This is a genomic window from Methylotenera sp. G11, assembly GCF_000799735.1.
GTDB lineage: Bacteria > Pseudomonadota > Gammaproteobacteria > Burkholderiales > Methylophilaceae > Methylotenera.
This window is the reverse complement of record NZ_JUHH01000001.1, coordinates 1,492,706-1,518,802: the sequence shown is the minus strand read 5'-3', so window position 1 is coordinate 1,518,802 and position 26,097 is coordinate 1,492,706. Positions and strand designations below refer to the sequence as shown.

Annotated in this window: 32 protein-coding genes; 28 read left to right on the top strand and 4 right to left on the bottom strand. The window is 50.4% G+C overall.

Annotation, left to right across the window (positions count from 1 at the left end; translation table 11 throughout):
* Window positions 1-3: 3 nt before the first annotated feature.
* Window positions 4-1,545: a hypothetical protein gene (locus tag GQ51_RS06980; RefSeq protein WP_047551510.1), complete on the bottom strand. Its 1,542-nt coding sequence runs from the start codon at window positions 1,543-1,545 to the stop codon at window positions 4-6.
* Between the two features lie 27 nt (window positions 1,546-1,572).
* Entirely contained in the window at window positions 1,573-2,013 is a 441-nt protein-coding gene (locus GQ51_RS06975) for a cupin domain-containing protein (protein WP_047551507.1), read from the bottom strand.
* A 283-nt stretch (window positions 2,014-2,296) separates the two neighbouring features.
* Here GQ51_RS06975 and GQ51_RS12040 point away from each other — a divergent pair, with 283 nt between their 5' ends.
* The 24 genes from GQ51_RS12040 (at window position 2,297) to xerD (ending at window position 21,226) form a co-directional block, all read left to right on the top strand.
* Window positions 2,297-3,361 (top strand): helix-turn-helix domain-containing protein, encoded by a 1,065-nt coding sequence (locus tag GQ51_RS12040; protein WP_052177744.1) that lies wholly within the window; start codon window positions 2,297-2,299, stop codon window positions 3,359-3,361.
* Window positions 3,362-3,599: 238 nt separating this feature from the next.
* Complete coding sequence (locus tag GQ51_RS06965) at window positions 3,600-4,106, top strand: MarR family winged helix-turn-helix transcriptional regulator (RefSeq protein ID WP_047551504.1); 507 nt, start codon at window positions 3,600-3,602, stop codon at window positions 4,104-4,106.
* A gap of 35 nt (window positions 4,107-4,141) precedes the next feature.
* Window positions 4,142-4,519, top strand: a complete 378-nt coding sequence (locus tag GQ51_RS06960; RefSeq protein ID WP_047551501.1) for a YybH family protein — start codon at window positions 4,142-4,144, stop codon at window positions 4,517-4,519.
* A 91-nt stretch (window positions 4,520-4,610) separates the two neighbouring features.
* Window positions 4,611-5,528, top strand: a complete 918-nt coding sequence (locus GQ51_RS06955) for a DMT family transporter (protein ID WP_047551498.1) — start codon at window positions 4,611-4,613, stop codon at window positions 5,526-5,528.
* Window positions 5,529-5,631: 103 nt separating this feature from the next.
* On the top strand, window positions 5,632-6,357 hold the full coding sequence (locus GQ51_RS06950) for a YebC/PmpR family DNA-binding transcriptional regulator (protein WP_047551495.1): 726 nt from the start codon (window positions 5,632-5,634) through the stop codon (window positions 6,355-6,357).
* Between the two features lie 51 nt (window positions 6,358-6,408).
* A complete protein-coding gene (gene ruvC / locus GQ51_RS06945; RefSeq protein WP_200884403.1) occupies window positions 6,409-6,975 on the top strand; it encodes a crossover junction endodeoxyribonuclease RuvC in 567 nt (188 codons plus the stop codon).
* Between the two features lie 159 nt (window positions 6,976-7,134).
* Window positions 7,135-7,713, top strand: coding sequence for a Holliday junction branch migration protein RuvA (ruvA, locus tag GQ51_RS06940; protein ID WP_047551493.1), 579 nt, complete (start codon window positions 7,135-7,137; stop codon window positions 7,711-7,713).
* Between the two features lie 97 nt (window positions 7,714-7,810).
* The gene (locus GQ51_RS06935; protein WP_047551490.1) at window positions 7,811-8,857 is read left to right on the top strand and encodes an AI-2E family transporter; all 1,047 of its coding nucleotides are present in this window, start codon (window positions 7,811-7,813) and stop codon (window positions 8,855-8,857) included.
* A gap of 6 nt (window positions 8,858-8,863) precedes the next feature.
* Entirely contained in the window at window positions 8,864-9,901 is a 1,038-nt protein-coding gene (ruvB, locus tag GQ51_RS06930) for a Holliday junction branch migration DNA helicase RuvB (protein WP_047551487.1), read from the top strand.
* A gap of 13 nt (window positions 9,902-9,914) precedes the next feature.
* The gene (gene ybgC, locus GQ51_RS06925; RefSeq protein ID WP_047551484.1) at window positions 9,915-10,334 is read left to right on the top strand and encodes a tol-pal system-associated acyl-CoA thioesterase; all 420 of its coding nucleotides are present in this window, start codon (window positions 9,915-9,917) and stop codon (window positions 10,332-10,334) included.
* A 353-nt stretch (window positions 10,335-10,687) separates the two neighbouring features.
* The gene (gene tolQ / locus GQ51_RS06920) at window positions 10,688-11,362 is read left to right on the top strand and encodes a protein TolQ (protein ID WP_047551482.1); all 675 of its coding nucleotides are present in this window, start codon (window positions 10,688-10,690) and stop codon (window positions 11,360-11,362) included.
* 12 nt (window positions 11,363-11,374) lie between these two features.
* Window positions 11,375-11,770: an ExbD/TolR family protein gene (locus GQ51_RS06915; protein ID WP_047551479.1), complete on the top strand. Its 396-nt coding sequence runs from the start codon at window positions 11,375-11,377 to the stop codon at window positions 11,768-11,770.
* Between the two features lie 19 nt (window positions 11,771-11,789).
* The gene (locus GQ51_RS06910; RefSeq protein WP_327037011.1) at window positions 11,790-12,617 is read left to right on the top strand and encodes an energy transducer TonB; all 828 of its coding nucleotides are present in this window, start codon (window positions 11,790-11,792) and stop codon (window positions 12,615-12,617) included.
* A gap of 344 nt (window positions 12,618-12,961) precedes the next feature.
* Window positions 12,962-14,209, top strand: coding sequence for a Tol-Pal system beta propeller repeat protein TolB (tolB, locus tag GQ51_RS06905; RefSeq protein ID WP_235276183.1), 1,248 nt, complete (start codon window positions 12,962-12,964; stop codon window positions 14,207-14,209).
* 73 nt (window positions 14,210-14,282) lie between these two features.
* Window positions 14,283-14,849 carry an OmpA family protein gene (locus GQ51_RS06900; RefSeq protein WP_047551474.1) on the top strand — a complete coding sequence of 189 codons (567 nt, stop codon included), beginning with the start codon at window positions 14,283-14,285 and terminating at the stop codon, window positions 14,847-14,849.
* Window positions 14,850-14,872: 23 nt separating this feature from the next.
* Window positions 14,873-15,700, top strand: a complete 828-nt coding sequence (locus tag GQ51_RS06895; RefSeq protein WP_047551471.1) for a YbgF trimerization domain-containing protein — start codon at window positions 14,873-14,875, stop codon at window positions 15,698-15,700.
* A 195-nt stretch (window positions 15,701-15,895) separates the two neighbouring features.
* Complete coding sequence (gene queE, locus GQ51_RS06890) at window positions 15,896-16,534, top strand: 7-carboxy-7-deazaguanine synthase QueE (protein WP_047551470.1); 639 nt, start codon at window positions 15,896-15,898, stop codon at window positions 16,532-16,534.
* Between the two features lie 7 nt (window positions 16,535-16,541).
* Window positions 16,542-17,264: a 7-cyano-7-deazaguanine synthase QueC gene (gene queC, locus GQ51_RS06885; RefSeq protein WP_052177743.1), complete on the top strand. Its 723-nt coding sequence runs from the start codon at window positions 16,542-16,544 to the stop codon at window positions 17,262-17,264.
* Between the two features lie 189 nt (window positions 17,265-17,453).
* Complete coding sequence (gene rpsP, locus GQ51_RS06880; RefSeq protein ID WP_047551467.1) at window positions 17,454-17,900, top strand: 30S ribosomal protein S16; 447 nt, start codon at window positions 17,454-17,456, stop codon at window positions 17,898-17,900.
* An 82-nt stretch (window positions 17,901-17,982) separates the two neighbouring features.
* Complete coding sequence (gene rimM, locus GQ51_RS06875) at window positions 17,983-18,531, top strand: ribosome maturation factor RimM (RefSeq protein ID WP_052177860.1); 549 nt, start codon at window positions 17,983-17,985, stop codon at window positions 18,529-18,531.
* A 16-nt stretch (window positions 18,532-18,547) separates the two neighbouring features.
* The gene (gene trmD, locus GQ51_RS06870; RefSeq protein ID WP_047551462.1) at window positions 18,548-19,285 is read left to right on the top strand and encodes a tRNA (guanosine(37)-N1)-methyltransferase TrmD; all 738 of its coding nucleotides are present in this window, start codon (window positions 18,548-18,550) and stop codon (window positions 19,283-19,285) included.
* Between the two features lie 53 nt (window positions 19,286-19,338).
* A complete protein-coding gene (rplS, locus tag GQ51_RS06865; RefSeq protein WP_047551461.1) occupies window positions 19,339-19,734 on the top strand; it encodes a 50S ribosomal protein L19 in 396 nt (131 codons plus the stop codon).
* Between the two features lie 100 nt (window positions 19,735-19,834).
* Window positions 19,835-20,317: a methylated-DNA--[protein]-cysteine S-methyltransferase gene (locus tag GQ51_RS06860; protein WP_047551458.1), complete on the top strand. Its 483-nt coding sequence runs from the start codon at window positions 19,835-19,837 to the stop codon at window positions 20,315-20,317.
* On the top strand, window positions 20,318-21,226 hold the full coding sequence (xerD, locus tag GQ51_RS06855; RefSeq protein WP_047551456.1) for a site-specific tyrosine recombinase XerD: 909 nt from the start codon (window positions 20,318-20,320) through the stop codon (window positions 21,224-21,226).
* Here the strand turns inward: xerD and folB are convergent.
* Window positions 21,223-21,576 carry a dihydroneopterin aldolase gene (gene folB, locus GQ51_RS06850; protein ID WP_047551453.1) on the bottom strand — a complete coding sequence of 118 codons (354 nt, stop codon included), beginning with the start codon at window positions 21,574-21,576 and terminating at the stop codon, window positions 21,223-21,225. The genes xerD and folB overlap by 4 nt on opposite strands.
* A 67-nt stretch (window positions 21,577-21,643) precedes the next feature.
* On the opposite strand from folB, the gene plsY reads away from it, so the two are divergent.
* On the top strand, window positions 21,644-22,264 hold the full coding sequence (plsY, locus tag GQ51_RS06845; protein WP_047551452.1) for a glycerol-3-phosphate 1-O-acyltransferase PlsY: 621 nt from the start codon (window positions 21,644-21,646) through the stop codon (window positions 22,262-22,264).
* 21 nt (window positions 22,265-22,285) lie between these two features.
* Here plsY and tsaD read toward each other — a convergent pair whose 3' ends face one another.
* On the bottom strand, window positions 22,286-23,308 hold the full coding sequence (gene tsaD / locus GQ51_RS06840) for a tRNA (adenosine(37)-N6)-threonylcarbamoyltransferase complex transferase subunit TsaD (protein ID WP_047551450.1): 1,023 nt from the start codon (window positions 23,306-23,308) through the stop codon (window positions 22,286-22,288).
* 170 nt (window positions 23,309-23,478) lie between these two features.
* On the opposite strand from tsaD, the gene rpsU reads away from it, so the two are divergent.
* From rpsU to dnaG, 3 genes are all read left to right on the top strand, one after another.
* Window positions 23,479-23,691, top strand: coding sequence for a 30S ribosomal protein S21 (gene rpsU / locus GQ51_RS06835; RefSeq protein WP_015833002.1), 213 nt, complete (start codon window positions 23,479-23,481; stop codon window positions 23,689-23,691).
* Window positions 23,692-23,715: 24 nt separating this feature from the next.
* Entirely contained in the window at window positions 23,716-24,159 is a 444-nt protein-coding gene (locus tag GQ51_RS06830; RefSeq protein WP_047551448.1) for a GatB/YqeY domain-containing protein, read from the top strand.
* A gap of 161 nt (window positions 24,160-24,320) precedes the next feature.
* Window positions 24,321-26,066: a DNA primase gene (gene dnaG / locus GQ51_RS06825; protein WP_047551445.1), complete on the top strand. Its 1,746-nt coding sequence runs from the start codon at window positions 24,321-24,323 to the stop codon at window positions 26,064-26,066.
* The last annotated feature ends 31 nt before the right edge of the window (window positions 26,067-26,097 follow it).

The window sequence follows — 26,097 nt, the reverse complement described above, 5'->3', positions numbered from 1 at the left end:
TTCTTACTCCTTCGTTAATGATGCTTGTATGACTGGGCGACAGGTGGTTGCCTCTGATGGCACCATCCTGCCAGCCACTTTCGTGGTGGGTATTACATAGCTTACTGGCGGCTCTACTGATGGGTATGTGATTTCCAGTTCAGCAGGAACACTCTTGCTCTCGGCGTTTGTCTTCCCGTTCTTTGTGTTGTAGGGATCAGTGAAGACACCATATTGGCCGGGCTGCAATTTGTAATTGACCGATTTTGTGCCTACCCCTGCGTTGGCAAGGTATTTTGCCGAGTCATTCCAGTCTTTACCGTCAAGATTGCTATAGAACTTAATATCAACTAATACCGAGTCGCATAATGGCGTGACTTCTTCATAATTGGTCGGCCAACCTGAGCCGCTGTTGGTATTTGGGTAGCGCCCCCAGTCTCCGCCTTTTAACGGACAAGCTCCGCCAGCGCCATATGAGGCCCGGTTCGGGTGGTGTACGCCGAAAATAGGCAGGCCGATTGCCTTGCCTGTCCCGCCTTTTTCAAGATGGAAACTGGGTTGGGCTGTGACGCTGGTTTTGATATTGGCGGCTTTGTTTTTGATGGATTGATAGTAAGCGCCATCAGGTCTGATGTATTGATGGTCGCTGTTATCTTTATTATCAAATACGGCAAGTACGAACAAATACGGCTTGTTAAAGAATGGGCGCTCTACCAGGTAATATTCAGCATTGGTTTTGGCGGTATCAACCGCTTCCCATTTGACGTGTAAATTGTCTTTACCTTCCTGGCCGACATTTACCCATGATTTGGCATCGGGGAAATGGTTGACCCTGAGTACTTTGGTGTAGTTTTCATTGACATCTAGACCCGCACGTTTGCCTAGTGGCCCGATCTGGTTAGCACCTTTTTGGTTGAATGCGAAACCCATTGCCTTTTGGGCGTATGGATAGTCATTTTCTGACATCGTGCAGTACCAGTTGGGTAGGTCGATCGCTGCATGTTCCGCATATTTGTTTTTATATTTTGGATGTGTAATCGGCAGGTCTATGTAATTCAGCTTTCCATCCTTTGAATACTGCTCATCCGGGTATTTGTAGCCGGACCAGCTTTCGTCGGGCAGGAAAGCGCTATAGTTCTGCTCGATCACATTTAAGTTTTCTTTTGCCATGATGTCGGCATTTTTTGCCAGGCCTTTGGCATCTTTCCTCAAATATTCCCTGACTGTCCCGTTCTCCTGGATTCTCCATAAGCCATGCTTGCCTTCACCTATCATCGTAAATACCTGTTCTGCAACATTCACAAACCGGTACGTTGAATTAGTGTTCATATAGCCCATGTAAAACGGGAGATGGGGGATCTGGGAATGAGTTTTATTGGGCCTTCCTAACCCTAAAAGCTCTTTCTGGTTGTTATCAGGCTTAATCCTCTGGTCACTCGTGTAAAAGAACGGGTCACTATTGGTCAAGTCCGTGAGGTCGATACTTTCGGCCGCCTGAATTGCAACGCTGGACAGCGCAAGCGTTACACATAACGGAATCAATTTCTTGAATGCAATCTGGTTCATCTGTTTGCCCCTTCTGGGTGAATTGTCTTAGAACAATTTGCGTTGTCCGCAAGCCCAGGCTACGCCGCTCTTGTCAGTTGAGAACGTGATGGTGGAACCTTTAGGGAAAAACAATACGTCGCCTGGCTGGCCTTTGACTTTCTGTGTGCCGTCAGAGAAATAGATGTGACCATCAAGGATGATCTTTGCATCATCGTAATCGTAGGTGTAAACCAAAGGTTTGCCTTTTTCTATCTTGAACAGCCCGCAAGACAGTGGTGAGGTTTGGCTGCCGCTGCCCACAACATCTTCAAAGTAGGCGTTAACACCTGGAACGTTCATGGAAGCGATTGGGTTTTTCTGAACATTTTTGAAATAAGTCAGGTTTTTGCTGCCCTCAGGAACTGCAGTGCCGTGTGCAAGGGTTGCTGCTGAGTAGATGGATGCGCCGATAGAAGCTAACAGCACGGTTAATGGTAGTTTTTTCATGATTAATTCCTTTTCTGAAGTATTAAAAATTTCACTTTTACTTAAAACATAAACTCAATCAGGCGCAGAAGAATTTGAAAATCAAGCACATTTGAGTGAGATGTGTCATTTATACCTCTTAATTTTTTAGTTGTAAAGTAATAAATTACTCATTAAGTAAAAAATATTGAGATATTTTTTACTTAATGAGTAATGAATTTGTAAATATTGTGTAAATTTAACTACTTAAGTCCTGATTTGAATCTATAATCAATCGGGAAAATAACTATCAGGTTTTGCAGACATGCCAAAAAATAATAGTAAACTCGACTTTTCAGACCGGCTGACCACCCTGCTGAAGCAAAAGCAGCTCACATTGGCGCAGGTGGCTAACGCAATAGGTAAATCGGTGCCATCGATTCACCGCTGGACGCGCGGTGGCGAGATTGACTATGAAAACCTGAGGGCACTGGCTGGTTTTCTTGAAGTTAACTGGATATGGCTGCGTTACGGCGATGAAGCGGTCGAGGAGCTGCGGGAAAGCGTTACCAGCAGCGAGAGCATCGCCGATGAGCGGCGCGAGTATCTTGGCAAGATCATGGAGAACGAAGCGCGCATGAACCTGGCCCAGGATATGGCAGGCATTGCTACCTGGGAATGGAATGTGCTGACGAATGAACTTGCGGGTTCGCCTAATCTGGAGCAGGTTTTTGGTGTGCCGATTGCAAGAATCCGCGCTTATTTATTGCCTTTCGAGACGCTCGGGCTGGCTGACCTGATTCAAAAATTCAGTGATAACGGGTTGGCTAAAGAGTGGGATTTCAATTTACCCCAGCCGGGCGGTGAGGATGACCGCTGGTTTGTTTCGCGGGCAAAACTTCTTTACGATGCCCAGAACCGGCCTAATAAAATAGTGGGCGTCAGTATTGATATTACAGAGCGCAAGCAAATGCAGAAGGCTCTGGAAAAAAGTGAATACATACTGCGCAAAGTCATCGAGACCATCCCCGTAGGCCTGTGGATTGCGGATCAGAATGGCCGGATCACGCTGGCAAATCCTGAGGCGGAGCGTATCTGGGGCGGCGCCAAGCTGGTCAACCTTGAGCAATACAGTGATTACAAAGGCTGGTGGGAAGACTCCGGTAAAGAAGTAGGCGGCGAAGGCTGGACGCTGGCGCGTGCGGTGAAGCATGGCGAAGTCAGCAAAGGTGAAATTGTGAATATCAAAGCTTTTGATGGCGCAGAGCGCACGATCATCATGTCGGCGATCCCTCTGTTGAATGAGCACAACAAAATCATCGGCGCCATTGAAGTGAATCAGGATATTACCGCTATTAAAGATGCCAAAGACTTGCCAAAGGCAGAATAGGGCGGCTGTTCGGGGCGGCCTTGATTCCTGGCTTGCGGTGTATCACGCAAGTGTCAAAATCAAGCTCTGTCGCTTGCCGGCAGTCATTTCATAAAAATCACGATTGAATATAGCAGCAAGCCAAGGAGACACGTATGGCTTGCTGCTGGGTTGATTTCATTGTTATCGACACTGAACTATTGCAAATCGTCATTGAGCGCTTGACATAGTTAGCCGGCTAATTATAATGTAACTAATCATGTTGCAATTAAGAGATCTTCCTACTGCTGAAGTGCTTGGCAAATTTGCCGATCGCTACCCGGACGCCGATATTACGGCGATATCCAGTTTTTTGCATCTGCTGCGGGTGGCTACCGATTTATCCGTAGCGCTTGATGCTTGCTTGAGCAAGCATGGGTTGCTGCAAGGGCGCTGGTGGGTGCTGATTTTATTGATGCGTGAAGACAGCAAGACTTCAACGCCTTCGGTGCTGGCAGACAAGGCCGGGGTTACGCGTGCCACGATGACAGGCCTGATCGATGGCCTGGAGCAGGGCGGCCTGGTTGAAAGGGTTTATGCCAAAGATGACAGGCGCAGTGTGCTGGTGAGGCTTACTGATGCCGGACAGGCCAAGCTGGATATCGTGATGCCGGATTATTACCGCAGGCTCCGACAATGCATGCAGGGGCTGGATGATCAAAAACGTACACAGTTGCAGCAAATGCTGGAACTGATTAATTCAGGGATTCATGCACTTACTGAATAAGTGTTTTTTTAATTAATATAGAAAAGGGTTTAACGATGTCAAATATTCAATCACAAATTTCAGCCATTAATGCACAGTTTGACCAGGCATTTAACGCTAAGAATGCAGAGGCGATCGGCCAGCTCTATGCAGAAAATGCAGTTGTGCTGCCTGCACCGGCAGGTGAGCCGGTGCTTGGCGCAGCAGCTATTCAAACGTTTTTTGCCGGTTTGATAGCCGCAGGTGTCATTGAGCACCAGCTGACGCTGGCTGATGCGGTGGAAGACGGTAACCTGGCTTATCAGCGCGGCAAATGGGCTGGAGCGATGCTGAATGAAAAAGGCGAGAAACAGACGTTTGGCGGCAATGTGCATCTGGTGTATCGTAAACAGGCGGACGGCGGCTGGAAAGCGGTAACCCATATCTGGAATTAACCTAAAGCTTAATCCGGAATAAATCTAGCAGAGCTTTACCTGCACCGGCAATGACTGCTGCAGGTAAAGCGATGTGGAATATCAGGCTAATATGCAAAACAGTAAAAAAATTACGATTCGCGCCTTTGCTGCGCTGACTGTGCTGACTGTCATCTGGGGTTATAACTGGGTGGTGATGAAAAGCGCGTTGGCTTATTCGGGCGCGTTTGAATTTGCGGCACTGCGTACGGTGATCGGTGCGTTATGTCTGTTTGCTGTCGTGGTTTATATGCGTAAGCCGCTGCGTGTGAAAGAAATGCCGACACTGATCCTGCTTGGCATCATGCAGACCAGCGGTTTTACCGGCTTGCTGATCTGGGCGCTGGTCGAAGGCGGTGCCGGCAAAACTGCCGTGCTGACCTATACCATGCCGTTCTGGGTGATGGTGCTGGCCTGGCCGATGCTGGGTGAGAAATTGCGTGGCCTGCAATGGCCTGCGGCGATACTTTCTACTATGGGCATGCTGTTTATCCTGGATCCGCTGCATCTCGGTACGGATACGTTCAGTATGTTCCTGGCAGTCTTGTCGGGAGTGTTCTGGGCGCTATCTGTCATCCTTGCCAAAAAACTGCACCAGCGCTCCCCTGATCTTGACCTGTTGACATTGACGGCATGGCAGATGCTGTTCGGGTCGATTCCATTGGCCGTCGTGGCGTTGCTGGTACCTTCGCAGCCAATACAGTGGACGCCATATTTTATCGGTGCCGTCATATTTAATTCGGTATTCTGTAATGCGCTGGCCTGGCTGTTATGGCTATATGCGTTGCAGCGCCTGAGTGCCGGCGTTGCCAGCATGTCATCCATGCTGGCGCCGGTCATCGGCGTGCTGGCGGCCTGGGTGCAGCTTGATGAAGTACCAAGCACAACCGAATTGATCGGCATGACGCTGATTGCCGCATCCTTGCTGATCATTTCAATGATCAGCATTCGCAAACATACGCCTATCGATCCTGCCATGGCGCAGGATTGAGCGCGGGGCTAAAAAGTTAAATCAATGTAAGTCAGCCTTTACTTGGCTGTGGTTCGCCTGTGATAAAATCGTGCTTATTTGATTGTATTTAAAGGTACGGGACATGGCTGGTCATAGTAAATGGGCAAATATTCAACACCGCAAAGGTCGTCAGGACGCAAAGCGCGGCAAGATCTTCACCAAAATCATTAAAGAAATTACGGTTTCGGCACGTTTAGGCGGCGGCGATACCAACATGAACCCGCGCCTGCGTGCCGCCGTTGCGCTGGCCAAAGAAGAAAACATGCCTTCTGACAATATTACACGTGCGATTAAAAAAGGCACGGGTGAGCTGGAGGGTGTCAACTACGAAGAGATCCGCTATGAGGGTTACGGCATCAATGGCGCTGCCATTATTATTGATTGCCTGACCGATAACAAACAGCGTGCAGTTGCCGATGTGCGCCATGCCTTGACCAAGTTTGGCGGCAATCTGGGCACGGACGGTTCGGTTGCGTTTATGTTCAAGCACTGTGGCAGCCTGGTATATGAGCCGGGTACCTCGGAAGATAAAGTCATGGAAGTTGCATTGGAAGCGGGCGCGGAAGATGTGGTGACCAATGATGACGGCAGTATCGAAGTGATTACACCGCCCGCTGATTTTGTGACGGTAAAAGAAGCCATGGAAGCGGCCGGCCTGAAAGCGGTGCTGGCTGAAGTGACCATGAAAGCCATGAATGAAGTGGAATTTACCGGTGATGATGCAGTGAAAATGCAAAAGATCCTGGACGCGCTGGAAGACCTGGACGATGTGCAGGACGTTTACACTTCAGCCGTGATCGAAGAATAAGCCGCGCTGACTGGCAAACCTGCCGCTAATCATGATGTATTTGAGAAAAATTTGGACAGTATCAGAATCCTAGGGATTGATCCTGGTTTGCGTCTTACCGGCTTCGGTGTAGTCGAGAAAGTCGGTGAGAAAATCATTTATATCGCAAGCGGCACGATCAAGACCGCCAGCGGCAAAAAGAACAAGGTCGCGGGTGAGGATGACCGGGAGGAGCTGCCGGCGCGCCTGAAGATTATTGTCGATAGCCTGTTTGAGGTCATCGACACCTACAGCCCGCATCAAGTCGCGATCGAAAAAGTCTTTGTGAACGTGAACCCGCAGTCTACGCTGCTGCTTGGTCAGGCACGCGGTGCGGCAATCTGTGCTGCGGTCATCCGTAATTTAAGCGTGGCTGAATATACGGCATTGCAGGTCAAGCAGTCCGTGGTGGGCAACGGCCATGCGCAGAAAGAACAAGTGCAGGAGATGGTCAAGCGGCTTTTGAACCTGCCTGCAGCACCGAAACCGGATTCCGCAGATGCCCTGGCCTGTGCGATATGCCATGCCCATGGCGGGCAGGGCCTCGGTAAACTGGCGACAGCCGGTTACCGTGTGCGTGGCGGACGCCTGATTGGCTAAGCCGGTGCGGATGAATGATCCTGCTATTGAACCGGCGCGCGGAAGTATCTCCACATGCTTGCCGTTTTACTTTTTCAAACCCGCCCGTATAGCCATTCGCCGCACTAGCGGCCTGCATGCAGGGCATGTGTTAACGCTTATTATGATTGGGAATATGCCATGATTGGACGCCTGAGTGGAATCTTGCTCGAAAAGACGCCGCCACTGGTTTTGATTGACTGCCATGGCGTGGGTTATGAATGTGAAGTGCCGATGAGCACTTTTTATAACCTGCCGGCCGTGGGTGAAAAAGTGGTCATGCTTACGCATTTTGTCGTGCGTGAAGATGCCCAGCTGCTGTATGGTTTTGGCAGCAGCCAGGAGCGTGCAACTTTCAGGCAATTGCTAAAGGTGAACGGCATCGGCGCCAAATCGGCATTGTCCATTTTAAGCGGTTTGTCGATTGATGAGCTGGTGCAGGCGGTTGCCCTGCAGGAGGCTGCCATGCTAACGCGCGTGCCCGGGGTCGGCAAAAAAACGGCAGAGCGTTTGCTGCTTGAACTCAAGGACAAGTTTACGATTGATGGAGTGGCTGCCATGAGCTCCAGCCAGCCGAAATCAGCCAGCAGCGACATATTGAATGCCTTGCTGGCGTTAGGCTATAACGAACGTGAGGCTTTGGCTTCAGTAAAACTGCTGGATAAGGAAATCAGCGTCACAGACGGTATCAAGCAGGCGCTGAAGCTGCTCTCGAAATAGCTGTACCTGGTTTTAATCAGTCGGTTTTGAGGTAGAATCAAAGCCGCATGCATATACTTCAGCGTCAGAGGCAATTTATAGATAAGGACAGGTATTTATGATTAATACCAACCAGATTGCGCGTATCGCACTCATTGCTTTACTGATCGTTGGCTGCCTGTTTGTACTGCATCCTTTCATGGCGGCATTGCTTTTTGCCGCGGTGTTCTGTGTTTTTACCTGGCCGGCCTATCAGTGGCTATGGCTGAAACTTGGCAAGAGGGATAACCTGGCCGCCATCACCATGACCGCGCTCCTGTCTGTTGCGGTGATCCTGCCGATGGCCTACCTAGCTACGAATTTAGCGGATTCTGCGGCAATCCTGATTGAAGAGGCGCAGGTGACTTTAAAGAACCTGCAACCCCAGGCGCCTGAGTGGATAAGAAGCTTGCCTTTGATAGGAGGGCAGCTGGCAGAATCGTGGCAGCGTGCCGTAATCAGCCATGAGGAATTGATGAAGCTGCTTAGCCAGTATGCAGAGCCCGCACGCAAGATCATGCTACAGGCGGTGCAGATGATGATGGGCGGGTTCCTGCAGATGCTGCTGGTCGCTTTTATCGCTTTCTTTTTTTACCGTGATGGCAGGCGCCTTGCCAAAGGCGTGATATTGATGGTGCATCGCTTAGGCGGCACACTGGGCGAAGAAATGCTGACACTCTCATGCAGCACCGTGAAAGGTGTGATGCTGGGCATTTTTGGTACGGCATTGGCACAGTCTACCGTGGCGCTGTTCGGGTTCTGGCTGGCGGGGGCGCCAATGCCGATGCTGCTGGCATTGGCAACATTCTTCCTGTCGGTGATTCCGGTCGGGCCGCCATTGGTGTGGGGCGGTTCCGCTTTATGGCTTTATAATCACGGTGACCATGGCTGGGCTATTTTCCTTGCGCTTTATGGCCTGCTGGCAATCAGCACGGTGGATAATGTGATTAAACCGATTTTAATCAGCCATTCATCCCATCTGCCATTGTTGCTGGTCGTGCTGGGTGTGCTGGGCGGAGCCTTCGCCTTTGGCTTTATCGGTATTTTTCTGGGGCCAACGCTGCTGGCGGTTGGCTTGACACTCATTACGCACTGGATTGCGTTGCAAGACAGGGATAACAGATAGCGCTTTATGATAGAAACTGACCGTTTAATTGCTCCGGATAACATTAGCCCGCAGGAAGAGGCGCTGGAACGTGCATTGCGCCCGAAAATACTGGACGAATATATCGGCCAGGAAAAAGCGCGGGCGCAGCTGGAGATATTCATCAATGCTGCGCGTGGCCGCAGCGAAGCGCTGGATCACGTGCTGCTGTTCGGCCCGCCGGGTCTGGGCAAAACCACGCTGGCGCATATTATTGCCAAAGAGATGGGCGTGAATATGCGCCAGACATCCGGCCCGGTGCTGGAGCGTGCGGGTGACCTTGCCGCACTGCTTACCAATCTTGAGCCAAACGATGTGCTGTTTATCGATGAGATTCACCGGCTGTCACCGGTTGTTGAAGAAATCCTGTACCCGGCAATGGAAGATTATCGCCTGGACATCATGATCGGTGAAGGCCCTTCCGCGCGCAGTGTACGCCTGGATTTGCCGCCGTTCACACTTGTGGGCGCAACTACGCGTGCAGGCATGCTGACGAACCCCTTGCGTGACCGCTTCGGCATTGTATCCAGACTGGAGTTTTATACGCCGGAAGAGCTGGGCCGCATCGTGCAGCGCTCCGCTGGCTTGCTCGAAGTCGAAATGGCGGGCAGCGGGGCGCTCGAAATCGCAAAGCGTTCACGCGGTACGCCGCGAATCGCCAACCGTCTGCTGCGCCGGGTGCGTGATTACGCGCAGGTCAAGGCGAATGGCGTGGTTTCTGCCGATATTGCCGATGCCGCACTTAAAATGCTGGATGTGGATAAGCTGGGTTTCGATGTCATGGACAGGAAGCTGCTGCTGGCAGTGCTGGAGAAGTTCGGCGGCGGCCCGGTCGGCCTGGATAACCTGGCGGCAGCCATCGGTGAAGAGCGTGATACGATCGAGGATGTGCTGGAGCCTTATCTGATACAGCAGGGTTACCTGATGCGCACGCCGCGTGGCCGCGTTGCCACAAGCCAGTCCTACCAGCATTTTGGCCTGGCAGTGCCTAGCAGCCTGGCATCGGGCGAACTTTGGCAGCAGTAAGGCGTTAGTCAGCATGCATGGAAATGTTATTTTCAATTGGCCAGTCCGCGTCTATTACGAAGATACAGATGCGGGCGGTGTGGTTTATCATTCCAATTATCTGAACTTTATGGAGCGTGCCAGGACTGAATGGTTGCGAGCGCTGGGATTTGAACAGCCACAGGTCAGGGCAGACCTGGGCGTGATCATCGTTGTGCATAGCTTTTCGGTTGAATTCAAAGCCCCGGCGTACTTTAACGACATGCTGGATGTGCGTTGCCGGCTGACGAAAATCGGGCGCGGCAGCATTGAAATGGAGCAGAAAGTGATGCGCGATCATCACCAGCTGATCAAGGCGCAGGTAAAGCTGGCGTTCGTGAATGCTGAAACATTCAGGCCTTTGGCTATCCCGGCGGATATAAAAGCGGCTATGTTGCCGACATTGGCTGATTAGGACTTTTTTGTTATAAAAATAATTGCTGATAGAGAACTTTGCATGAAATAAAGGCTGGATTAATTTTCAACAAAAATATCAAAAAAACCGTTATTCCGGCAGAGGCCGGAATCTAGGCAAGGTGATGTTTGAAGTAGTAAATTTAGTTAATGTTAATGTAAGAACTTAAATGTAACATGTTGTTTATAAAATAAATTAACAATTTCCATTGTTTGTGGTTTTTATTTAATCATGAAGCCTGTCTGGATTCCGGCCTTCGCCGGAATGACGAAATCGATAGGCTTTTAGGTTGAAAGTGTTTTGTGCAAGGTCTTTTATAAAAATAGTGTGCTGTAAGAACTAGTGGAGAAATTATGAGCGCAAGCAGTGATATGTCGTTTTTTACCTTGGTCGCGGGTGCCAGTTTACCAGTACAGCTGGTGATGCTGATTCTGGTGATCACCTCCCTCTTTTCGTGGTGGTATATATTCATTAAAGTGGCCACTATCAAGCGCGCTGAAAAAGATGCGGATCACTTTGAAGAAACTTTCTGGACGGGAGGGGATCTCAATAAGCTGTATGAAGGCGTGACGGCAGGCCGCCGTAAACCGCAGGGTATCGCCAGCATATTCGAGGCAGGCTTTAAGGAATACATCAGGCATAAGCAACAGGCGCGTATGGAAGTGTCCGACGTGATGGAAGGTTCGCGCCGTGCGATGCGTGCAGCGTATAACCGTGAAATGGATGACCTGGATGCGCATCTGCCGTTTCTGGCTTCTGTAGGCTCCGTCAGTCCTTATATCGGCCTGTTCGGTACGGTATGGGGCATTATGAATGCATTCCGCGGTTTATCTAATGTGGCGCAGGCAACGCTTACCCAGGTGGCGCCAGGTATTGCGGAAGCGCTGGTTGCTACCGCGATCGGCTTGTTTGCGGCCATTCCGGCAGTGATTGCCTATAACCGTTTTGCGAGTTCCGTAGACCGGCTTTCGGTTCGCTATGAAAGCTTTATGGAAGAGTTCACCAATATTCTGCAACGCAAATCTTAAGGGCGGAAAACGATGGCACGCACACGTAAACGCCGCATGATGAACCAGATCAATGTCGTACCTTACATTGATGTCACCCTGGTGCTGCTGGTGATTTTCATGGTGACGGCGCCTATGACCAACCCAGGTGTGGTGGAACTGCCTGGCGCCGGTCAGAGCCTGAACCAGCCCAAGCTGCCGCCGGTCGTGGTGACCGTGAAAAAGAACGGAAACACCGAGCTCGATGGCAAAACAATGCAGCGCGATGAGTTGCTGCTGGCCATTCGCAGTGTGCTGGCTAAGTCACCGGAGCGCTCTGTTGTGATTGCGGCTGATAAAAGCGTTAAATATGAAGATGTGATCGGTGTCATGGATCTGTTGAAAACCAATAAAGTGGATAAAGTCGGCTTGCTGCTGAAGCCGCTTTAAAGCCTGATTAGAACTTATCATGATGTTACGACAGCGCGAAAATCCAGACTCATTGAAAGCCGGCGCACTTTCTGTTCTGGTGCATGTCCTGCTTCTGGGCGCGCTGCTGATTTCGTTTAACTGGAAAACGACGCATCCGATCAGTATCGCCCAGGTTGAGCTATGGGATAGCGTACCTGCCACTGAGCAGAAAGCGGCTCCCGTCCCGGCGCCTGCCCCAGAGCCTGTGCCGGAACAAAAAGAGATCCCGAAGCCAGTAATGGCGGAGCCGGAAGTAAAGCCGGAGCCGAAAGTGGAAATTGCAATCGAGAAAAAACCGGTCAAGAAAGAGCCGGTAAAAAAAGAACCGGCTAAAAAGGAACCGCCACCGCCGGCTGCAAAAACGAATGATGTGCTGGCGAAACTGCAGGAAGAAGCGCGCCAGGATGCCTTAAAAAACAAAAGCATTACAAAATCCAATACCAATGATGCTTTAAAAAAATTGCAGCAGGAAAGCCTGAGCGAAGATAAGGCTGCCGGCGAGCAGAAAGCTGCTGCTGCAAAATCCGCAGCCAGTGCCGGTGTCGTCGATGAGTTCAAGGCCAGGATCCAGGAAAAGATCCGCAGCAATGTCAATAAAACACTGTGCGGTAGCGGCAGTCCGGAATTGAAATTTGAAATCGGCTTGCTCCCTACCGGTGAATTAAGCGGTGCTCCCAAGCTTGTTAAATCGAGCGGCAATGCGGCCTGTGACGATGCTGTTGAGCGCGCGATCAGGATGTCGGAACCATTGCCATTGCCGCCGGACAGAACTTTGTTCTCACAGTTCAGGAACCTAAAGCTCACATTCCACCCTAATGAAAATTAAACATCGGCCATGGTCTGGTTTGGCGGCTAAAGGTTAAGGCCTGCATCACCTGTAATCTTTAGTTTTGAATAGCGTGCTTTGTGCCTATATCCTGCGCTGCAAAGCATCATCAATTCCGTCACGCCGGCGGCGTGACGGAATTTTGATATTTTTGTGAAATCCTGAACTAGTGTTTGTTCAGGGCAAAGCGCTCTAATACAATAAACGCTGATAGTTTATCCATCTTAATTACAGTAATAATTTACAGTAGAATTCATTAACTTTATGGATGCAACCCCAACTTAATTCTTATGAAAAAATTTTTTAAAATATTTCGGCCTGTTTTGTTCTGTATGGCGGCTTTTATGCCGGCAATGGCTTCGACATCGGCGCATGCCGCTTTGGAGATTGAAATCAGCGGCGGTAGCGCGCAGCAGATCCCGATTGCAATCGTGCCGTTCGGGCAGGCTGCTGGGTCTACCCAGGAGAAGATCGGTGACATCATTGCGGCAGACTTGCGTCGCAGCGGGCTGTTCCGCATATTGGAAACAGGCGGTGTGGCCAGCCGACCAACAGAAGTGTCGCAGGTGAAATATGCAGAATGGGCAGTACTGCAGGCACAGGCGATCACTGTGGGTAATGTGACCGCTTTACCGGGTAATCGCCTTAAAGTGATGTTCGGCCTGGCTGATGTGCTCAAGCAGAACCAGCTGGTCAGCATGGAATATAATATTGCGCCCGGCCAGCTGCGGCTGACTGCGCATAAGATCGCAGATGTGATTTACCAGAAGCTGACCGGTGAAGGGCCTATTTTTGCGAGCCGCATTGCCTACATCAATAAATCCAAGAACCGTTTTTCGCTGCAGGTGGCGGATGCCGATGGCATGAATGCACAGACGGTCGTTTCTTCAAGTGAGCCGATCATTTCGCCGGCATGGTCGCCGGACGGCAGCAAAATCGCTTACGTTTCATTCGAAAAGAAAAAGCCGATTATTTTTGTCCAGTCGTTAACGACCGGGCAGCGATTGACGCTGGCTAATTTCAAGGGCAATAACAGCGCGCCGGCCTGGTCGCCGGACGGCACCAAATTGGCGATCGTGCTCAGCCATTCGGCTAACTCGCAGCTGTACACGATTAATGCCGACGGCACAGGCCTCAAGCAAGTGACTAAAAGCAATGCCATTGATACTGAACCTGTCTGGTCGCCCGATGCGAAATGGATTTACTTTACCTCAGACCGCGGTGGCAATCCTCAGGTGTATAAAGTATCAGCATTTGGCGGCGATGCGCAGCGCGTCACTTTCCAGGGCGATCATAACCTGAGCCCGCGATTTGCACCCGATGGCAAATCATTGGCGATGGTGCGTAAGGATGGCGCAAAGTACAGCATCGCCTTGCAGGACTTGGTGAACGGCCAGGTGCGGCTGCTGAGTGAGGGCAATCAGGATGAATCTCCGAGTTTTGCCCCGAATGGCCGTGTTATACTATACGCTACTCGAGTGGGTGGTCGCGGCGCTTTGGCTGCGGTATCTTCAGATGGGCGTGTCAAGCAGCGCTTGAGTGAATCGGGCGGTGATGTGCGCGAACCATCCTGGGGACCTTTATTGAATTAATGGTGTGTTGAAGGATTTCAACGCAGCTTGCTGAATGTTGCGGGACCGCAACTTAAAATATGAGGAGAATTAAATGAACAAAAACATCTTGAACAAAAAGCTCTTGGGTAGCGTGTTGCTGGCAATGGCTTTGTCTGCATGTAAAAGTACGCCTATGGTCGACAAACCGGCTGCTGTAGAAGATAAAAGCCCGAAAACCGAGGCTACGGCTCCTGCTGCACCGGCTGCGGATACGGGTGCAGACACTTCAGGTGTTAATGATGCGTCACTCAGCGGCAATCCTTTGACTGATCCAAACAATATCCTGTCCAAACGCAGCATTTATTTTGATTTCGATAAAGACACCGTAAGGGAAGAGTTCCGTCCATTGATCGAGGCGCACGCTAAATATCTGTCTCAGCACAGCAATGCAAAAATTAACCTGCAAGGTAATGCCGATGAGCGCGGTACTCGTGAGTACAACCTTTCATTGGGTCAGCGCCGTTCGGTTGCAGTGAAAAAATCATTGAACCTGTTAAGCGTGCAAGACAAGCAGATCGAAGCAGTCAGCTACGGTGAAGAAAAAGCCACGCCAAACTGCAAAGATGAAGCATGTCATCAATTAAACCGTCGCGTAGATATTGTCTACGAAGGCGAGTAATTTAAAGCCGTAGAATAGATACGATGAAAAAACTGATTCTGACAAGCCTGTTTTTAACAGCACAATTATTTTCGCTGACTAGTCACTCGGCCTTATTTGATGACACCGAAGCGCGCAAGAAGATACTTGAACTTGAAAAAACCACGCAAAGTCAGAATCAGTCAACGCAGGCTGCATTAAATGAACTGAAGAAAAACCAGCAGGCGTTGGAGCAGCGGCTGACCTCGCTGGAGGCTATCGCCAAGAATGGCCTGGCAGATGTGCAGGGTCAGTTTGAAGCGCTCAGGCTGGAAAATTCAAGATTAAAAGGCGATCTGGAGCTGGTGACACATAACCTGGATTTAGCCCAGCAGCGCCAGAAAGATTTATATACCGACACCGATGTCCGTTTGCGCAAGCTGGAAAGCAGTGCAGCGCCTGCGGCACAGGCGGCGGCAGAAGCTGCACCTGCAGCGGCGGCAAAAGAAACGGATGAGTTGAAGCAGTTGGAAGCGGCCAATGCTTTATCGAAAGATGCCAAGTATAAAGAGGCTTTCTCCGCTTATGACAAATTCCTGAAAGACTATCCGGGCAGCGCTTCTGCTGCGGATGCGATGTACGGGCTGGGTTATTCCCAATTTGCCTTGAAAAACTACAAATCAGCAATCGCTACGCAGCAAAAGCTGCTGGATACGCATGCGGAGAGCGCAAAGGTGCCGGATGCAATGATGAATATGGCAAACAGTCAGATTCAGCTGGGGCAGGTCGCGGCGGCGAAGAAAACTTTGCGTGACCTGGTCAGGAAATTCCCTGATAGTGAAGTCACGCCTACAGCGCAGAAGCGCCTGAAAGCGCTGGAGACAATCCGGTAGTTTCTGGTGAAAGGCGGTGCAGTCTGCCGACCTGTGCATGTGGTTGTCCCGTATTTTCTTAAAGAAAATATTAGAAAAAACATTCACTTAGTAAATCTTGATTTAGCGTATTGCATCTTTATAAGTTAAAATGGCGCCAACCTGAATTGTGGCGCTATTTCTTATGGCGCACAGATGTGATGTGCAGAATATCCAATGAAACTTAAAATCCACGAAATATTTTATTCGCTGCAGGGCGAGTCCAGCCGCGTAGGTTTGCCTACAGTGTTTGTGCGCCTTACGGGCTGTCCGATGCGCTGTGTGTATTGTGATACTGCCTATGCGTTCAGTGGCGGTAGTAATATGGAAATCAGTGACATCCTGGCTAAAGTTGCCGAGTATGGCGCAAAGTATGTCACTGTCACCGGCGGTGAACCGCTGGCGCAAAAAGGCTGCCAGGTGCTGCTTAAGGGGTTGTGCGATCAAGGTTATAGCGTATCGCTTGAAACCGGCGGCGCCATTGATATTAGCCCTGTGGACCAGCGTGTTTCGGTCATTCTTGACATTAAAACACCGGGTTCCGGCGAAGTCGAAAATAATGTATGGAGCAACCTGGATCATCTCAAGCAAACGGATGAGGTGAAATTTGTACTATGCAGCCGTGCCGATTACGATTGGGCGAAAGATATTTTGAATAAACATGCTATTGCCGCTAAATGCCCGGTGCTGTTTTCTCCTGTATATAACCAGGTTAACCCGACTGACCTGGCTGGCTGGATGTTGCAGGATAAGCTGCCGGTGCGTATGCAGGTGCAGTTGCATAAGATATTGTGGGGCGAAAAGCCCGGGGTCTGAGTCTGATATGAGTCATCAAGATACATTGCTTGTAACCGGCAACAGCGCATCGCGCCGTAAAGCCGTCGTATTGCTGTCCGGCGGATTGGACTCCGCCACCGTACTTGCATATGCGCGCAGCCAGGGTTATGAGTGTTATTGCCTGAGCCTGGATTATCACCAGCGCCATATCGCGGAATTGAATGCAGCTAAAAAGATTGCCGCGGTAATGGGGGCGGCAGCGCATAAAACCGCACAGCTGGATTTATCGTTGTTTGGCGGCTCTGCATTGACGGATAGCGCTATTGCAGTGCCGGAAAGCGCTTCGGAAGGCATCCCGATTACCTATGTACCGGCGCGTAACACCATTATGCTGTCACTCGCCCTGGCTTGGGCGGAAGTACTGGCAGCGCAGGATATATTTATCGGCGTGAATGCGCTGGACTATTCCGGCTATCCGGATTGCCGTGGCGAATACGTAAAAGCATTTCAGGCGATGGCCAATCTTGCCACCAAAAGCGCGGTTGAAGGTAAAACCATTACCGTACATGCGCCGCTGATCGATATGACAAAGGCGCAGATCGTGCGGTTAGGTACTGAGCTGGGTGTGGATTATGCCATGACGGTTTCCTGTTACCAGGCGGATAGCCAGGGTAAGGCATGTGGCGTGTGTGATTCCTGTCGCCTGCGCAGTGAGGGTTTTGCTGCTGCAGGCTTGGCCGATCCTACGCATTATAAGGAACGCCCGTGATAAGAATTGCGCCTGGAATGTTGTAAAAAATGGGTTTTTGGCACGGTTATGTTTGTTGTGTAATTAGTTACAAAAACAAATAGATACATTAATAATGAAATTGATGGATAAATAGCTTGCCAAAAGGTTCGGATATAACGTAAAATCCGCGCCTTTCTGCTTTAAATTATTCAAAAGAGAACAAAGATTATGGTTATTATTCGTTTAGCTCGTGGTGGCGCGAAAAAAACTCCTTTCTACAACGTTGTTGTGGCTGATTCACGTAACCGTCGCGATGGTCGTTTCATTGAGCGCGTTGGTTTTTACAACCCATCTGCAAGCGCTAACGCTGAAGGTTTGCGTATTGATCTGGCACGTGTTACGCACTGGCAAAACAACGGTGCGCAATTGTCAGAGACAGTTGCACGCCTGGTTAAATTTCACGCTAAAGGCCCTGATGCTGCTATCGCTGCTAAAGCTAAAGACGCTGCAAAAGTAGAAGCCAGAAAAGCTAAAATTGCTGCAGAAGAAGCTGCTAAGGTTAAAGCTGCTGCTGACGCTGCTCAAGCTGAGGCCGATGCTAAAGCTGCTGCAGAAGCTGAAGCTGCTAAAGAAGCAGCAGCTGCTGAAACAGAAGCTCCAGCTGCTGACGCTTAATCACTGGATGCCTGAATTCGTTCAGGCATTGCAAGCAATTAGGCTAAGCCGGATTTAAGGGTTAATTTTGGCAGATAATGCAATGGTAGTCATGGGGCGCGTTGTTGCGCCCTACGGCATTTATGGCTGGCTGAAAGTGCTGCCGGATACTGAAGCGATTGATGGCCTGTTTGACTACGATACGTGGTGGCTGGGCAAAGGTAGCGATTGGCGTGAGATGGTTGTGGAAGCAGCCAAGATCCACAACGACGTTATTGTGGTGAAGCTGCAGGGAATCAATGACCGCGATGCCGCGTTTGCATGTAAAGGCAAGCAGGTTGCCGTGCCAAGGGCGCAACTGCCTGAACCGGACGAAAACGAGTATTACTGGTCAGACCTGTTAGGCTTGCATGTCAGGAACGTACAAGGCGTTGACTTGGGTGTCATTGATGACATCCTTGAAACGGGTGCTAATGATGTGTTGGTCGTTAAAGCCTCGCCGGCCAAGGCTGAAGCCGCTGGCAAAGCAGTGACTGATAAAGCCGCAAAAGAAAAAGCGCCGGAAAGGCTGTTGCCTTTCATTGCATCGGTAGTATTGGAAGTGGATTTGAAAGCAAAAACGATGCTGGTTGATTGGGACCCGGATTTCTAACCGGATCTTTAAAATCATGGCGTTTAAGTTTGATATCGTAACGTTGTTTCCCGAGATGTTTGATGCCATCACCAAGTATGGCATTACCAGCAGGGCGTTACAGAAAAATATTTATGGGGTGCAGTATTGGAATCCGCGTGATTACACTACTGATAACCACAAAACGGTAGATGACCGGCCTTATGGCGGTGGCCCCGGCATGGTAATGCTGATAGAGCCGCTGGAAAAAGCGATAGGCGCAGCAAAGGCTGTGCAGTCGGATGCGGGTGTCGAGCCTTGGGTGGTGCATGTTTCGCCATCGGGTAAGCCGCTGACGCATGGTAAAGTCATGCAGTTGAGCAAAAAGCCGGGTCTGGTGTTATTGGCCAGCCGTTATGAAGGTGTAGACCAGCGACTGATAGATGCTGAGGTGGATGAGGAGATCTCCATCGGCGATTATGTATTAAGTGGCGGGGAATTGCCCGCCATGGTGTTGATGGATGCGATTATCCGGCAGTTGCCCGGCAGTCTGGGTGACAGTGATTCTGCGATTGAAGACTCATTTGTAGATGGCCTGCTCGATTGTCCGCACTATACAAGGCCGGAAGAATATAAAAATGTGAAGGTGCCTGAAGTGTTGATGTCAGGCAATCATGCAAAGATCAGGCAGTGGCGTTTGAAAATGTCATTGCAGAGAACTCGGGACCAGCGTCCCGATTTATTGGCCGCAAGGCCGTTGACGAAAGAGGAAGCACGGCTGCTGCAGCAGGATTAGTTGGCAGGAACAAGTTTCTTCATAATTAAAAGGAACCCGCAAGGGATAAGAAAATGGCAGATATTATTAAAATGTTAGAGCAGGAAGAAATTGCCCGTTTAGGCAAAACAATTCCTGATTTCGCTCCAGGTGACACTGTAGTGGTTGGCGTTAACGTGGTTGAGGGTAACCGTAAACGTGTACAGGCTTACGAAGGCGTAGTGATCGCTAAACGTAACAAAGGCCTGAACTCATCATTCATCGTGCGTAAAATATCTTCAGGCGAAGGCGTTGAACGTACATTCCAGACATACTCACCATTGATCGCTTCAATCGAATTGAAACGCCGCGGTGATGTACGCCGTGCGAAACTGTACTACTTGCGTGAGCGTTCAGGTAAATCAGCACGTATTAAAGAGAAATTGGTTTCTCGCGATAAAGAAGTCATGGCTCCAGCAGAAAGCGCTTAATTTCAGGCGGATCCGGAAAAACCCCAGCAGATGCAGATCGCTGGGGTTTTTTGTTGCCCGAAACATTCTCATCATAGGCAGTTTGGTTTAACATCGTGTCATGACAACAGACAATGATGCGTTAATCGGTACCCCATTTGGCGCGGTAGCTATTACTTCAAGCAATGGCCAGCTGGCAATAGAGCTGTTGGCGGTGCAGCCTTCAGGCACTATTTCCATGGCTAAAGAGTCGGATAATCCCGTAGTGCAGTCCGCCTGCCGACAGGTGATGCTGTATCTGCAAAATCCCACAGCGGCATTTGACTTGCCTACAGCCCAGCAAGGCACTGATTTCCAGCAGCGGGTGTGGCAGGCCATCGCTGCAATTCCACTTGGGCAGACGCGCACTTACACAGAACTGGCTGCCCAGGTCGGCTCTGGCCCACGGGCAGTTGCCAATGCCTGTGGCGCGAATAGCCTGCCATTGCTGGTTCCATGCCATAGGGTGGTTGCCAGGAATGGGCTTGGTGGTTTCATGCAGGGCAGGCAGAACGGCTTGCTTATCAAACAATGGCTGTTAAGGCATGAAAGTGTGGAGCTGTAAGTGAGCAGCCAGGAGCTTGCGCAGGATACCAGTGCGGAACTGGATACCTTTATAGACCATCTCTGGCTTGAAGATGGCTTGTCAAAAAATACACTGCAAAGCTACCGTCTTGATCTGACTGGTTTCGCACTATGGGCGCAGGTCCGGCACACGCAACTGCTGGCTGTAAATGCTGCCGATATTCAGCAATATCTCGCCTTCAGGTTCCCGCAGAGTAAGCCGCGCAGCATTGGTCGCCTGATCGCCAGCCTGCGGCGATTTTACCGTTATTGCCTGCGGGAGAATAAAGTCAGCATAGACCCCACGCTGCAGATAGAATCCCCCAAGCTGCCCCGCAGCCTGCCTAAAAGCCTCAGTGAAGAAGAGGTGCTTGCTTTGCTCAATGCCCCGAATTTAAATGAGCCGGCCGGCCTGCGTGACAGGGCGATGCTGGAGCTGCTGTATGCCTGCGGCTTGCGCGTGTCGGAACTGGTCACGATTAAAACAACAGAAATCAGCGTAAGTGACAGCGTAGTCCGCGTCACGGGCAAGGGCAGCAAGACGAGGCTGGTGCCGATGGGGGAGGAAGCCGCAGACTGGGTGGGGCGCTATTTGAAAGAAGCGCGCCCTGAAATCCTGCAAAAGCGGCTAAGTGATGCATTATTCGTGACGAATCGCGGCGATGAAATGACGCGGCAGGCTTTCTGGTACCTGATCAAACGCTATGCTGTTCTGGCCGGCATTACCAAGCATATGTCGCCGCATGTGCTGCGCCATGCTTTTGCAACACATTTGCTGAATCATGGGGCGGATTTGCGCGTGGTGCAGATGCTGCTGGGGCATTCGGATATTTCAACGACGCAGATTTATACCCATGTGGCGCGGGAGCGGCTGAAGAGGCTGCATGCGCAGCATCATCCGCGAGGTTAGGATGCGGTTCTTTCCACAATCACGCCTAACGCTTTCAGCCCCGGCAGTATTGCAGGTTTCGCAACTTTGACTTTTACGTTCAGTGCGGAAAACTCTTTGAGAATCAGCTGGCAGACATGCTCGGCTAAGGCTTCAACTAATTTAAAGCTGTGCTCTTTCAGGGTCTCGCGCACGCGGTTTACTACCAAGCCATAGTCTATAGTATCGGCAACATCATCGCTTTTGCAGGCCAGGCTCAAGTCGTAGCCAATCTCTATGTCCAGGATGATGGTTTGTTCAACCATGCGTTCCCACTCTGGTACGCCGAGCTTGGTTTGTACTTTGACTTCGCTTAGAAAGATTGTGTCCATAAAATATGATGCCCAGTGTTTTTGTATGGTTTAGAATGTGATTAGTCAGATTTTAGAGCATCTTATTATGAATGAGTTAGGTTTTATTCCTGTAACCCTGGTTCCTGTGGTGTGGATAGTAGCAGCTTACCTGCTAGGTTCCATCGCGTTTGGTATCTTGATCAGCAAACTTTATGGTTTGCCGGATCCGCGCTCGGTTGGCAGTGGCAATATCGGTGCAACCAATGTTGCCCGTAGCGGCAAGAAATCTGCGGCTGTACTTACGTTGCTCGGCGATGCATTCAAAGGCTGGTTTCCGGTCTGGTTGGCATTGCAGTCCGGCATGCTGATGTGGGTGGTGAGCGCGGTAGCGCTGGCGGTGTTTTTCGGGCACTTGTACCCGGTTTACCATGGCTTTAAAGGCGGCAAAGGCGTGGCGACCGCACTGGGCGTGATGCTGGCTATATCGCCATGGTTGGGCCTGGCGGCACTGGCAACCTGGATCGTAGTCTTTGCGGCGACACGTTATTCCTCGTTGGGGGCGATTGTGGCAGCGGCGCTGGCGCCAGTATTTGCCTGGTATCTGCTGCCTTATCAGGATTATGTGCTGACGGTACTGGTGATGTCTGTGTGGCTGATATGGCGTCACAGAAGCAATATCCGGAAATTACTGGCCGGCACTGAGTCTGGCTTCGGCAAAAAGAAATAGCCGGAAAACAGGCGCTGTAGCTTATGGTGCTTGCAGTTCGTTCAGATTCCAGCGAGGTTTCACGCTAAAGCTATAACTTTTAGGGCTGGCGACCTGCATTGCGATCAGGCGCATGGCACCGGCAAAGGCAATCATGGCGCCGTTGTCGGTGCAGAATTCCAGGCGCGGGTAGCTTACTTTGCAGCCCCTGCGTTTGGTTGCTGCATTCAGTTTCTCGCGCAGTTTGGCATTGGCGCCCACGCCGCCTGAAACGATTAAATTATCCAGCCCGGTATCACGTAATGCATGCATGCATTTTGTGGTCAGCACTTCAGTGACGGCCTCCTGAAATTCATAGGCAATGTCGGCCCTGGTGGTTTCATCCAAAGGCTGGTGCTGGTTAACCATGGTGAGCACGGAAGTTTTTAATCCGCTGAAGCTGAAATTCAGGTCGCCGCTATTGAGCAGTGGCCTTGGCAGCTTGAAATTCGGTTTACCGTTTTGCGCCAGCTTGGATAAAGCCGGGCCGCCCGGATAACCCAAGCCTAGCAATTTCGCGGTCTTGTCGAATGCTTCGCCTGCGGCGTCATCCAAAGTGTCCCCGAGCAGTTCGTATTCGCCGATGCCATCCACGCGCATGAGTTGGCTGTGCCCACCGGATACCAGCAGCGCAACGAAGGGGAACTGCGGCGGATTGTCTTCAAGTAATGGCGCCAGTAAATGGCCTTCAAGGTGGTGCACGTTAATCGTCGGGATCTGCAAGCTGTAAGCCAGCGCCTCGGCAAAGCTGGTGCCAACCAGCAGGGCGCCGGACAAACCCGGACCTTGTGTGTAGGCGATGGCATCAATATCCTGCAGTGTTTTCCCGGCCTCTTTCAAGGTGGCTTCCGTGAGTGGTAATACGCGGCGGATATGGTCGCGGGAAGCGAGTTCAGGCACTACGCCGCCATATTCGGCATGCATCTCGACCTGGGAGTGCAGGGCGTGTGCCAGCAGGCCTTTATCCGTATCATATAAGGCAATACCTGTTTCATCACACGAAGATTCAACGCCAAGCACTAACATTTTTTGTATCCAACTTTACCTAAAAATAACATTTGCAACACAATTACATAGAAAGTAATTGAACAAAACCAATTATACGATTAAAATGGCGGACTTTTCTCATGTTTATGCCTGAAAGGCGAACTTGAGCATGACCTTATAATTGAATTGTTGCAGATAAGAGAGACCGAATGTCTAGTGTACGTGTAAAAGAAAATGAGCCGTTTGACGTTGCTTTACGCCGTTTTAAACGTTTGATTGAAAAAACTGGTTTGTTGAATGACCTTCGCGCACGCGAGTTCTACGAGAAGCCAACCTGGGAACGTAAACGTAAAGCTGCTGCTGCTGTTAAGCGTCAATATCGCCGCTTGATGAAGCAAACGTTGCCAGCAAAACTTTACTAAGAAATACTTGGTAAAATCGTCAGTATGTCATTGAAAGCTCAGATATCTGAGGATATGAAGGCTGCGATGCGCGCAAAAGACAGCGCGCGTTTGGGCACGATTCGCCTGCTGCAGGCTGCCATCAAGCAGCGTGAAGTGGATGAGCGGGTTGAGCTTGATGACGGTAATGTGATTGCCGTGATCGAGAAAATGCTTAAGCAGCGCCGTGATTCTATTGCGGCGTATGAATCGGCAAATCGCAATGACCTGGCTGATGTGGAAAAGTTTGAAGTCAGCGTACTGCAAACCTACCTGCCGCAACAGCTGACAGAAGATGAAATTAAAGACATCCTGGAAAAAGTTGTGGTGGAAACAGGTGCTGCTGGTATTAAAGATATGAGTAAGGTCATGGCGGCGATTAAACCGCTGGTAGCTGGCCGTGCCGATATGGGTAAAATATCCGGGTTGATCAAAACCCGTTTAGGTTAAGCAGTAAAGCTGTAAATCAAGCAAACATCATAAGGAGCGCAAGCTCCTTTTTTGTTTGCGTTTACTTTTTTGATTTACGCTTACTTGGGTTGTAATCTTGGGCTAGAATTACCGTTCGGTAATTAGATCAACATTGTTATTTTTGGTAAAAGCAGATAAATTTGATCCCGGAAAGCTTTATTCAAGAACTCCTGAACCGCGTTGATATTGTTGATGTGGTCGATAGAAGCGTGCCGCTCAAGAAAGCCGGTGCCAATTATTCTGCCTGCTGCCCGTTCCATAATGAAAAATCCCCCAGTTTTACGGTAAGTCCTGCCAAGCAGTTTTATCATTGCTTTGGCTGCGGCGCACATGGCACGGCCATTGGTTTCCTGATGGAGTATCAAGGGGTCAGCTTTGTTGAGGCGGTGCAGGATCTGGCCAAGAATGTCGGTTTGGTCGTGCCTCAGGAAACGCGGGACGCCGACCGCCCCGCACAGAAAGTGGTGGTGGGCTTGCAGGAAACTTTGCAGCAAGCCGCAAATTTTTATAAAGCCGAGCTTAAAAAATCCCAGCGTGCGATTGACTACCTCAAAAGCCGCGGCCTGAGTGGCCAGGTGGCTGCCAAGTTCCAGATCGGCTACGCACCGGCGGGCTGGCAGAACCTGCAAGGGGTGTTCCCGCATTATGAAAGTGAAGCATTAACCACAGCGGGTCTGGTGGTTGAAAATGATCAGGGTCGACGCTATGACCGTTTCCGCGACCGTATCATGTTCCCGATCCATGACCAGAAAGGCCAGGTGATTGGCTTTGGCGGGCGTGTGATCAACCCGGAAGATACGCCTAAATATTACAACTCCCCTGAGACGCCCCTGTTTCAGAAAGGCCATGAGCTTTATGGGCTATTTATCGCGCGCAGGGCAATGCGTGATGCCGGCCGCGCCCTGGTGGTTGAAGGTTACATGGACGTAGTGGCGTTAGCGCAATATGGCATTGAATATGCGGTGGCTGCGCTTGGTACGGCGACCACACCATACCATATAGCCAAGCTGATGCGGCAGGTAGATGAAATCGTATTCTGCTTCGACGGAGATAACGCCGGGCGTACGGCAGCATGGCGCGCCGCGATGAATGCCTTGCCTGCGCTGACCGATGGCCTGAAGCTCACTTTCCTGTTCTTGCCGAAAGAGCACGATCCAGATTCTTATGTGCGTGAATTTGGCAAAGAACAGTTTGAGGCGGAAGTGAAAACAGCAATGCCGCTGTCGCAATATATACTGCAGCACCTGAGTGAAAATAACCCTTTGCAGAGCCAGGAAGATCGCGTGCGTTTCCTGAATGATGCCGAGCCTATCCTCAAACAGATTAATGCGCCGCGCAGTGCCATGTACCTGCGCAAGAAGGTTGCCGAGCTTGCGCAGCTATCGGCTGATGAAATGCATAGCCTGCTCAAGCTGCCTAATGTCAATAAACCTCCGGCACAGGGGAGGCCAAAGCTGACGCGGACGACAGTGTCTTTGCAGAAACGCTTTTGCCTGATATTGCTGAGGCGGCCATCATTCGCAACGCCGGCAGACCTGGCTTTGGTCGATGGACGCGCAGATGAGGATATGCTGCTGAAGCAAACTATTGAAACTTGCCTGCTGAATCCCCATTCTAACTCAGCAGTGCTGCTGCATGAACTTGAAGCCAAAATTGAAGCCAAAGTGCTGAATGAATTGGGAAGCGAGTTGATGCTGCTGGATGAAACGCTGGACTTCGAAAAGGAATTGGCAGGCATCCGTATGCAGCTGCAAGACGTTTATTCGCATAAGGAGTCAAGCAGTTTCCTGGCACGAATCAGTGAAAAACCTTTGAGTGCGTTAACGGAAGAAGAGAAAGCCCTGTTGAAATCTGTCGGCAATAAACCCAGCCAAAATAGGGCTTAATTCTGATATAATACGCGGTTCGGTAATCTTA

Excerpts from the sequence above, each read along its gene's own strand:
- GQ51_RS06980 (WP_047551510.1), bottom strand. The coding sequence starts at position 1,545 with ATGAACCAGATTGCATTCAAGAAATTGATTCCGTTATGTGTAACGCTT.
- GQ51_RS06975 (WP_047551507.1), bottom strand. The coding sequence starts at position 2,013 with ATGAAAAAACTACCATTAACCGTGCTGTTAGCTTCTATCGGCGCATCC.
- GQ51_RS12040 (WP_052177744.1), top strand. The coding sequence starts at position 2,297 with ATGCCAAAAAATAATAGTAAACTCGACTTTTCAGACCGGCTGACCACC.
- GQ51_RS06965 (WP_047551504.1), top strand. The coding sequence starts at position 3,600 with ATGTTGCAATTAAGAGATCTTCCTACTGCTGAAGTGCTTGGCAAATTT.
- GQ51_RS06960 (WP_047551501.1), top strand. The coding sequence starts at position 4,142 with ATGTCAAATATTCAATCACAAATTTCAGCCATTAATGCACAGTTTGAC.
- GQ51_RS06955 (WP_047551498.1), top strand. The coding sequence starts at position 4,611 with ATGCAAAACAGTAAAAAAATTACGATTCGCGCCTTTGCTGCGCTGACT.
- GQ51_RS06950 (WP_047551495.1), top strand. The coding sequence starts at position 5,632 with ATGGCTGGTCATAGTAAATGGGCAAATATTCAACACCGCAAAGGTCGT.
- ruvA (WP_047551493.1), top strand. The coding sequence starts at position 7,135 with ATGATTGGACGCCTGAGTGGAATCTTGCTCGAAAAGACGCCGCCACTG.
- GQ51_RS06935 (WP_047551490.1), top strand. The coding sequence starts at position 7,811 with ATGATTAATACCAACCAGATTGCGCGTATCGCACTCATTGCTTTACTG.
- ruvB (WP_047551487.1), top strand. The coding sequence starts at position 8,864 with ATGATAGAAACTGACCGTTTAATTGCTCCGGATAACATTAGCCCGCAG.
- ybgC (WP_047551484.1), top strand. The coding sequence starts at position 9,915 with ATGCATGGAAATGTTATTTTCAATTGGCCAGTCCGCGTCTATTACGAA.
- tolQ (WP_047551482.1), top strand. The coding sequence starts at position 10,688 with ATGAGCGCAAGCAGTGATATGTCGTTTTTTACCTTGGTCGCGGGTGCC.
- GQ51_RS06915 (WP_047551479.1), top strand. The coding sequence starts at position 11,375 with ATGGCACGCACACGTAAACGCCGCATGATGAACCAGATCAATGTCGTA.
- GQ51_RS06910 (WP_327037011.1), top strand. The coding sequence starts at position 11,790 with ATGATGTTACGACAGCGCGAAAATCCAGACTCATTGAAAGCCGGCGCA.
- tolB (WP_235276183.1), top strand. The coding sequence starts at position 12,962 with ATGCCGGCAATGGCTTCGACATCGGCGCATGCCGCTTTGGAGATTGAA.
- GQ51_RS06900 (WP_047551474.1), top strand. The coding sequence starts at position 14,283 with ATGAACAAAAACATCTTGAACAAAAAGCTCTTGGGTAGCGTGTTGCTG.
- GQ51_RS06895 (WP_047551471.1), top strand. The coding sequence starts at position 14,873 with ATGAAAAAACTGATTCTGACAAGCCTGTTTTTAACAGCACAATTATTT.
- queE (WP_047551470.1), top strand. The coding sequence starts at position 15,896 with ATGAAACTTAAAATCCACGAAATATTTTATTCGCTGCAGGGCGAGTCC.
- queC (WP_052177743.1), top strand. The coding sequence starts at position 16,542 with ATGAGTCATCAAGATACATTGCTTGTAACCGGCAACAGCGCATCGCGC.
- rpsP (WP_047551467.1), top strand. The coding sequence starts at position 17,454 with ATGGTTATTATTCGTTTAGCTCGTGGTGGCGCGAAAAAAACTCCTTTC.
- rimM (WP_052177860.1), top strand. The coding sequence starts at position 17,983 with ATGGTAGTCATGGGGCGCGTTGTTGCGCCCTACGGCATTTATGGCTGG.
- trmD (WP_047551462.1), top strand. The coding sequence starts at position 18,548 with ATGGCGTTTAAGTTTGATATCGTAACGTTGTTTCCCGAGATGTTTGAT.
- rplS (WP_047551461.1), top strand. The coding sequence starts at position 19,339 with ATGGCAGATATTATTAAAATGTTAGAGCAGGAAGAAATTGCCCGTTTA.
- GQ51_RS06860 (WP_047551458.1), top strand. The coding sequence starts at position 19,835 with ATGACAACAGACAATGATGCGTTAATCGGTACCCCATTTGGCGCGGTA.
- folB (WP_047551453.1), bottom strand. The coding sequence starts at position 21,576 with ATGGACACAATCTTTCTAAGCGAAGTCAAAGTACAAACCAAGCTCGGC.
- plsY (WP_047551452.1), top strand. The coding sequence starts at position 21,644 with ATGAATGAGTTAGGTTTTATTCCTGTAACCCTGGTTCCTGTGGTGTGG.
- tsaD (WP_047551450.1), bottom strand. The coding sequence starts at position 23,308 with ATGTTAGTGCTTGGCGTTGAATCTTCGTGTGATGAAACAGGTATTGCC.
- rpsU (WP_015833002.1), top strand. The coding sequence starts at position 23,479 with ATGTCTAGTGTACGTGTAAAAGAAAATGAGCCGTTTGACGTTGCTTTA.
- GQ51_RS06830 (WP_047551448.1), top strand. The coding sequence starts at position 23,716 with ATGTCATTGAAAGCTCAGATATCTGAGGATATGAAGGCTGCGATGCGC.